This window comes from Streptomyces cellostaticus, from assembly GCF_001513965.1.
Classification (GTDB): domain Bacteria; phylum Actinomycetota; class Actinomycetes; order Streptomycetales; family Streptomycetaceae; genus Streptomyces; species Streptomyces cellostaticus.
Genome location: NZ_KQ948026.1, coordinates 176,346 through 183,740, shown reverse-complemented (window position 1 = coordinate 183,740; position 7,395 = coordinate 176,346). Strand labels below are relative to the sequence as shown.

Annotated in this window: 5 protein-coding genes; all 5 read right to left on the bottom strand. The window is 73.3% G+C overall.

What is annotated here, in order from left to right:
• Positions 1-3,375, bottom strand: a 3,375-nt coding sequence (locus AQI88_RS23230; RefSeq protein WP_067002586.1) for a hypothetical protein, incomplete at its 3' end; no start/stop codon positions are given.
• A 13-nt stretch (positions 3,376-3,388) separates the two neighbouring features.
• Positions 3,389-4,870: a GntP family permease gene (locus AQI88_RS23225; RefSeq protein WP_067002584.1), complete on the bottom strand. Its 1,482-nt coding sequence runs from the start codon at positions 4,868-4,870 to the stop codon at positions 3,389-3,391.
• A 112-nt stretch (positions 4,871-4,982) separates the two neighbouring features.
• Positions 4,983-5,393: a RidA family protein gene (locus tag AQI88_RS23220; protein ID WP_067002582.1), complete on the bottom strand. Its 411-nt coding sequence runs from the start codon at positions 5,391-5,393 to the stop codon at positions 4,983-4,985.
• Positions 5,394-5,421: 28 nt separating this feature from the next.
• On the bottom strand, positions 5,422-6,186 hold the full coding sequence (locus AQI88_RS23215; protein ID WP_067002580.1) for an IclR family transcriptional regulator: 765 nt from the start codon (positions 6,184-6,186) through the stop codon (positions 5,422-5,424).
• Entirely contained in the window at positions 6,183-7,346 is a 1,164-nt protein-coding gene (locus AQI88_RS23210) for a sugar kinase (RefSeq protein ID WP_067002578.1), read from the bottom strand. The genes AQI88_RS23215 and AQI88_RS23210 overlap by 4 nt, the downstream gene beginning before the upstream one ends.
• Positions 7,347-7,395 lie beyond the last annotated feature (49 nt).

The following is a 7,395-nucleotide window of genomic DNA, read 5'->3' as shown; positions in this document are numbered from 1 at the left end:
AACAGAACCACCCACATCCTCGGACACGCCACCGCCCGGGCCGCAGGCCGACGTGTCCCCCAGGACAGAGCGGCCCACGTCCTCGGACAGCCCGCCGCCCGGGCCGTGTGCCGACGTACCCCCCGGAACAGAACGACCCACGTCCTCGGAGACGCCGTCGCCCTGGTCGTGTGCCGTCGGTGAACCCCCCAGGTCCGGGCCTCCCGCACGGGACAGGCCCTCCCCGGGGCCGTACTCCCTCAGGGGGGCCGCGTTTTCGGTGAGGGTCGGCAGGGGGATGGCGTGGACCGTGCTCTTCGATGTGACGACCAGGGCGGTGCCGGGGGTGTCGTCGGTGGCCGGGACCAGGTAGACCAGGGCGTCCTTGGTGAGGGTGCGCAGGGCCTCGGCGATCTCGGCGGGGGTGGGCGGATCGAGGAGCCGGGCCTGGTGGGTGCCGGTGAGGGCGGCCAGGACGCGGCGGCGCAGGGTGCTGGGGACGGTGAGGGGGGCCTGGGCGGCAGTGAGGGGGTCGGTCGGCTGTTCGGTCGCGTCGGCGCCGGCGGCCTGCCACGCGTCCGCCAGGTCCCCGTGGCCGGTGGCGGTGAGCAGGTCGGGGACGGTCGCGGAGGTGAGGGCCGCGTGCAGGACCAGGCCCCGGCAGGCGTCCAGGGCCTGGAGGGCCTCCTCGGGGCGGTCGTCCTTCAGGCACCAGCCTGCCACCTCCAGCGCGGCCCGGGTGGCCTGCGCGGCGGCGACCGTCGCGTGGTCGGTGCCGGACTGGAGCAGCGCGGCCCAGGCGTGGCCGCGCAGGGATTCCAGGCCCGTGGCGCGGGCGCAGGCCCGGTCGCGGCGGTGCAGGTCGTCGCGGGTGCGCAGGGCTCGGGCGAGAGCGAGGCCGGTGTCGGCGTAGAGGCGGTGTTCGGGGCCGCCGGTCTCCGCGAAGGCGCCCTCCAGCAGGGTGATGCCCTTGGCCAGGCGTTCCCGGCGGCGCACCCGGTCGATCTCCATCTCGGACAGCGCGCAGTGGGCGATGCCCAGGCCGTTGGCGTAGCGCAGGCGGCTGTCGCTGCCCGGTTCGCACAGCTCGTGGGCCTCCCGGAGCAGGCCGATGGCCGCCACGATGCCGGGCCCGTCCTGCTGGGTGGCGGCGCGCACGAAGCGGGTCATGCCGGTGTCGCCGAGCACCCAGGCGCGGTGGTCGCGGGGCAGCCGACGTGCCTGGCGGCGCAGTTCGGCGGCGCTGGGGCGGGCCGCGAGCGGGGGCAGCGGGGGTACCCCGAGGTGCTGGGCAAGGTTGTCGCGGCCGGCCCGGGAGTTCTCCAGGAGGGTGAGGATCTCGATGCGGGAGGGGTCCTCGTCGCCGAGCGCGGCATGGCCCTCGGTGAGCGCGGCGATGTGCCGGTCGGCCTCGGCCAGATCGCCGCGCCGGACGGCGGCGTGCGCGTCGAGGCCCGCCTGCTGGAGGTCCATCAGGCGGCGCAGATGGCCGGGCAGGGCGGGGTCGGAGCGCAGCCGCCGCCAGGTCGCGGCGCCGGCCTCCAGGTCGTCGTCGGCGCCACCGGTCTGGCCGCGGTGGCTCTGGGCCACGAACCGGGCGAGGGAGAGGCCGTAGCCGTGTTCCTCGCCGCCGAGGCCGCCGCCGGCCTCCGCCCGATCGAGGTCGGCGAGCACCTGGTCGAGCCCCGCGGTGGAGCCGCCGCTCATCTCCTCGTACAGCCGGGCGATACCGGTGGCGGCGTGCGCCCGGCCCCGCCAGGACGGGTCCTGCTCCGCCCGCTGGAGCACCGCCTCGGTCAGCTCCCGCCGGTGCTCCGCGGTGACGTAGGTGCCTCCCGGGTCCAGGATGGTGAGGTTGCACAGCATCAGGGCGGCGAGTTCGGCCCGGGCGGGGCTGCCCGGTTCGAGGGAGCGCAGCTGGGCGAGGGCCTGTTCGAAGCCCTGGATGCGGCGGCGTTCTCCGGCCAGGTCCCGGCCCATGCCGCGCAGGAACTCCTCCTCCCCGAAGTCGACGAAGGCCCGGCCCTCGCTGAAGTCCTCCAGGAGGGCTCCCATGCTCTGCCGCAGCTGCTCGAGGTCGAGTCCTTCGGGGCGGCCGTCGGTCTGGGGCAGGACGCCGTGGTCGGCGAGGGTGAAGCGGGCCCAGCCGTCGAGCATGCGGGCGGTCTGCGCGAGGTCGTGCAGGTCGTCTTCGGCGTCGAGGACGAGGGCGGTGCACCGCAGGACGTCCTGGGCGCGGGCGGGGTCGGGGTCGTCGTGGTGGCGGGCCTGCTGGAAGAGGGCGAGGAACAGTGCGGTGGCGGTGATGTCGCCGTCGCGGTCCGGGTCCCAGGTGTCGAGGGCCCGGCGCAGCAGGGCGATGCCGCGGTCCCGGCCCTCGGCGTCGTCGCGGTCCGCGGCCCGCTCGTACAGCAGCCGTCCGAACACGTCCAGGTACTGCGGCAGCAGCCGCTCCTCGGCGCCGGGCCGCTCCAGCAGGCGGCGCACCTCGACCTCGGCGGCCAGGCAGTGGCCGAGGTCCTGCCAGGTGGACCAGATCAGGGCGCGTACGAAGATGGCGTTGGCCTCGGCCTCGAACGCCCAGTCGGGTTCGGGGCCGCCCGCCCGGCGGACCTCGGTGAGGGCGGTGTCGAAGGCGTCCCGGGCCTCCTCCAGGCGCTCGCGGTCGGCCCGTGCGCGGCCGTGCACCATGGAGGCGAGGCCCATGCTGTAGCGCAGGTGGGGGACTTCGGCGGGCGGGGCGGTGTCGAGGAGGGTGCGGTAGTGGCGGGCCGAGGCGTCGGCGGCGTCGAGGTCGCCGAGCCACAGGGCCCGTTGCAGGAGCAGGTAGCCGGCCCCGGCCCGCAGCTCGGCCTCCTCCTCGCTGCCCGGCTCGGTGCACTCCAGGGCGTCCTCGTGCCGGCGCTGGGCCTCGGCGAGCAGCTCGGCGGAGCCGGGTTCGGCGAGGAAGCGCAGCTTGGCGCAGAGGGCGAGCACATGCCGCCCCGACTGTCGCTCCCACGCGAAGTCGGGATCGTCGCCGGGCAGCCCCTCGTCGCCCTCGACCAGCAACTGCCATGCCTGCTCCAGCAGTTGCCGGTCGCCGTCAGCCTCGTACTGCACACCCCGCAGATGCCCGAACCGGATCCGCCAGGACGCCCACAGCGGATCGTTCCCGGGGCTGCGGAAGGCGTGCTCGAACGCCTCGACACCCAGGTCGAGTTCCTCGTCGCGGCCGTCGTCCCGCCGCAGCAGGTACAGCCGGTGGCTGAGCTCGCCGGCGTACCCGCACAGCGCGGCGGCATTCGGGTCACCGGCGGACAGCTGTGCCAACTCGGCGAGTACGGCGTCACGTTCGGCTGTCAGCTCGGCCTGGAGGTCGGCCGGCTGGGCGGTGGAGGTCTCGGAGGAGGTCACGCCTCCATACTGCCTACAGGAACACGCTCACCACCCCCGCCACCGCGAACCCCGCCACCGACAGCACCGACTCCAGCACCGTCCAGGTCCGCAGCGTGTCCCGCTCGCTGATGCCGAAGTACTTGGCGACCATCCAGAAGCCGCCGTCGTTGACGTGCGAGGCGAAGATCGAGCCGGCGGAGATGGCCATGATGACGAGGGCGACGAAGGCCTGGGAGTGGTGGCCCTCCGCGAGCAGGGGCGCCACGATGCCGGCGGTGGTCACGATCGCGACCGTGGCCGAGCCCTGGGCGACGCGCAGCACCAGCGAGATCAGGTACGACAGCACGATCACCGGCAGGCCGACGCCGTGGAAGGTGTCGGAGAGGGCCTGGGCGACCCCGCTGGCCTTGAGTACCGCGCCGAAGACCCCGCCCGCGCCGACCACCAGCAGGATGTTGCCGACGGGCTTGAGGGACGAGGTCGACACGGTCTCCAGGGACTTGCGGGACCAGCCGCGCCGGATGCCGAGCAGGTAGTAGGCGAGCAGCAGGGCGAGGGTGAGGGCGACGAACGGGCTGCCGAAGAACTCGATCACCGAGCGGCCGGTGGAGGAGTCGAGGGCGATCGAGGAGAAGGTGGCGGCGAGGATGAGGATCAGGGGCGTACCGATGATGGCGAGGACCGTGCCGAGCGGCACCGGCTTCTCCTGCGGTTCGACCCCGCTCTCGCGCTGCTCGTCGATCACGGCGAGCCTGGCCTCCGCGGCGGCCTCGACCATGTCCTGCGGTACGGCGACGAAGATCCGCTTGCCGATCCATGCGGAGAACGCCCAGGCGGCCAGGACGGCGGGGATGCCGCAGACGATGCCCATGAGGATGACCCAGCCGAGCTGGACGTGCAGCAGTCCGGCGGCGGCGACCGGGCCGGGGTGCGGCGGCAGGAAGGCGTGGGTCATCGACAGGCCCGCGAGCAGCGGCAGGCAGTACAGCAGGATCGACTTGCCGGACCGCTTGGCGGCCGCGTAGACGATCGGCGCGAGGACGAAGATGCCGACGTCGAAGAAGACCGGGATGCCGAAGATGAGGCCGGTCAGGCCCATGGCGAGGGGGGCTCGCCGCTCCCCGAAGAGGCCGAGCAGCCGGGACGCCAACACCTCTGCTCCGCCGCTGACTTCGAGGATCGCGCCGAGCATCGTGCCGAGCGCGACGATGATCGCGACGTGGCCGAGGATGCCGCCCATGCCGGTCTCGATGGTGGAGACGGCGTCGGAGCGCTGGACGGTGCCGAAGAGTTCGGTGACCGAGAGGCCGGCGAGCAGGCCGACGGTGATGGAGACGGCGAGGAGGGCGACGAAGGGCTGGAGCCGGACCTTGATGATCAGGAAGAGCAGCAGGGCTATGCCGACGGCGGCGACGGTGAGCAGCCCTGTGGTGCCGTCGACGAGGAGGAGCAGGCCTCCGGTGTGGGGTGGGGCTGCGGGGGCGGGGGCGGTTGCGGCGAGCGGGAAGGACATACGGGGGTCCTCTTCGTAAATGCATCGTGCTTTCGGGCAGGGTGGGGCGCGGCACGGCACCCGGGGTGGGCGCCGTGCCGTGCGGGACGTGCGGGAGAGAGCGGATGTGCCGTCAGTTCAGGACGGCGAGGGCGTCGATCTCGATGAGGAGGCCGGCCGGGAGACCGACGTAGACCGTGGTCCGGGCGGCGGGCGGCTGGGTGAGGCCCTGCTCCTCGAAGTAGGTGTTGTAGAGGGCGTTCATCTCGGCGAAGTGGTCGACGTCGGTGAGGTAGACGCGGATCATCATCGCGTCGTCCCAGCTCGCGCCGCCCTCTTCGAGGATCGCCTTGACGTTGGCGAGGGTCTGGAGGGTCTGCTCGCGCAGGGTGGGACCGGCCGGCGTCGGGGGCTTGCCCTCCTCGGCGGGCAGGAAGCCGACCTGGCCGGCGACCTGGAGGATGTTGCCCTTCTTCACGCCGTGGGAGAACTTCGCGGGCGGGGCGGTGTGGGTCTTCGGGGTGAGCGCGGTCTTCTCGGTCATGTGCGGGTGCCCTTCACTGGCGTCTCGGTCATGCGGGGGTGCCCTTCACCGGTGTTCGTCCGGAGTACTCGCCGCTGATCGCGTCCGCGGTACGGCGCACCTGCGGGAGCAGGGTGAGGAGTTCGTCGGCGGTGACGACGACGTTCGGCGCGGAGACCGACATCGCGGCGACCACCCGGCCGTCGGCGCCGCGGACGGGGGCCGCGACGCAGTTGATGGACTCCTCGTGGCCGCCGAGGTCGGTGGCCCAGCCCTGTTCGCGCACCTGCTCCAACTCCCGCAGGAACGCTGCGGCGTTGGGGGTGGAACGGGCCGTGTACAGGGGGTAGTCGAGCTTGTCCGCGAGGGCGCGGCGCTCGGGTTCGGGCAGGTCGGCCAGGAGCAGTTTGGCGACGGCGGCGACCGTGATGGCGACGGGTTTGCCGATCCGTGAGTACATACGGACCGGGTAGCGGCTCTCGACCTTGTCGATGTACAGCACCTCGTTCTCCTCGTGGACGGCGAGGTGCACGGTGTGGCCGCACTGCTCGTTGAGGCGGACGAGGTGGGGGTGGGCGATCTCGCGGATGTCGAGGTTCTCCATCGCCTCCTGGGCGAGGGCGAAGAGGCGGGCGCCGAGCCGGTAGCGCTGGTCGGACTGGCGGTAGACCAGACCGTGCTCGTGCAGGGTGCGCAGGAGTCGCAGGGCCGTGGACTTGTGGACGCCGAGCCGGTCGGCGACCTGGCCGAGGTCGGCGGGACCCTCGGCGAGCAGCGGCAGGATGCTCAGGGCGCGGTCGACGGTCTGACTCATGGGGTGTTCGCCTCCTCCGTGGCCTGCTCGGCTTGCGTCCAGCCGGGGCCGAGTCGAAGTCTCCCCCATGCCTCGTCGTCCAGGGCGGCCAGGCGGTCGGCGTGGCTCCGGGTGGGCGGGGCGGCGAGGTCGCCGGGGGCGGTGAGGGTGGCTGCCGCCGTGAGGTGGCCGTGTCTGATCCGGTCCCGGAGGGGGAGTCCGCGCAGGGTGGCGGAGAGGAAGCCGGCGGCGAAGGCGTCTCCGGCGCCGACTGTGGCTACGACGTCCACGGCGAGGGCGGGGACGAAGGTGCCTGGTGCTGGTGTGGGCCAGGGGTGGGTCGCGCAGCCCGGCGCTTGCGGGGTGCCGCCGCGCCCACCCGTGCCGCCCCAGGCGGCACGACTGCCCGCGGCCGGCGGATACCGTTCCCCGCCGTGATCGCGTTCGAACACCGTCGCCCCCCGCGCCCCCTCCTTCACCACCAGCACCCGTGGCTCGGGCAGCAGCGCGCGGATCGTCTCCGGCCCTCCGGTGACACCCCAGGCCGCTTCCGCTTCGTCGGTCCCGACGAAGACCAGGTCGCACCCGCGGGCCAGTTCCAGCAACACCTCGGGCCCGTCGGGGTCATGCCACAGCCCCGGCCGGTAGTTGACGTCGAAGGACATGAGCGGGCGCCCGGCGGCCGGCTTCGCGAGTTGCCGTACGAGGTGCAGGCACTCCTCGGACAGCGCCGGTGTGATGCCCGACAGGTGCAGCACGCGTCCCGCCCGCACCGCCGCCAGGTCCACGTTGTCCACGGCCATCGCGGAGGCCGCCGACCCGGCCCGGTAGTAGGCCACCTCGTGTGCGTCGGTGGCCCGGTCGGCCGCCGTGCGGAAGTAGATGCCCGTCGGCCGGGTCGCGTCGGTGCGCACGGCGCTCGTGTCGACGCCGTACCCGGCGATCCGCTCCACCAGGTGCCGCCCGAAGCCGTCCGCCCCCACCCGGCTCACCCACCGCGCCGAATGCCCCGCCGTCGCCAGCACGCAGGCCACGTTGGACTCGGCTCCGCCGATGGTCCGCTCGAAGGAGGGGACGTCGGCGAGGCGGCCCGGGCGGGTGGGCAGGAAGGTGACCATGGACTCGCCGAGCGCAACGACATCCACAATGTCGGGGGCGTTGCGGGCTCCGATGACGGTCACGATCGTCGTACTCCTCGGTGGCGGGGAGTCCGTTGACCCCACGTTGGCC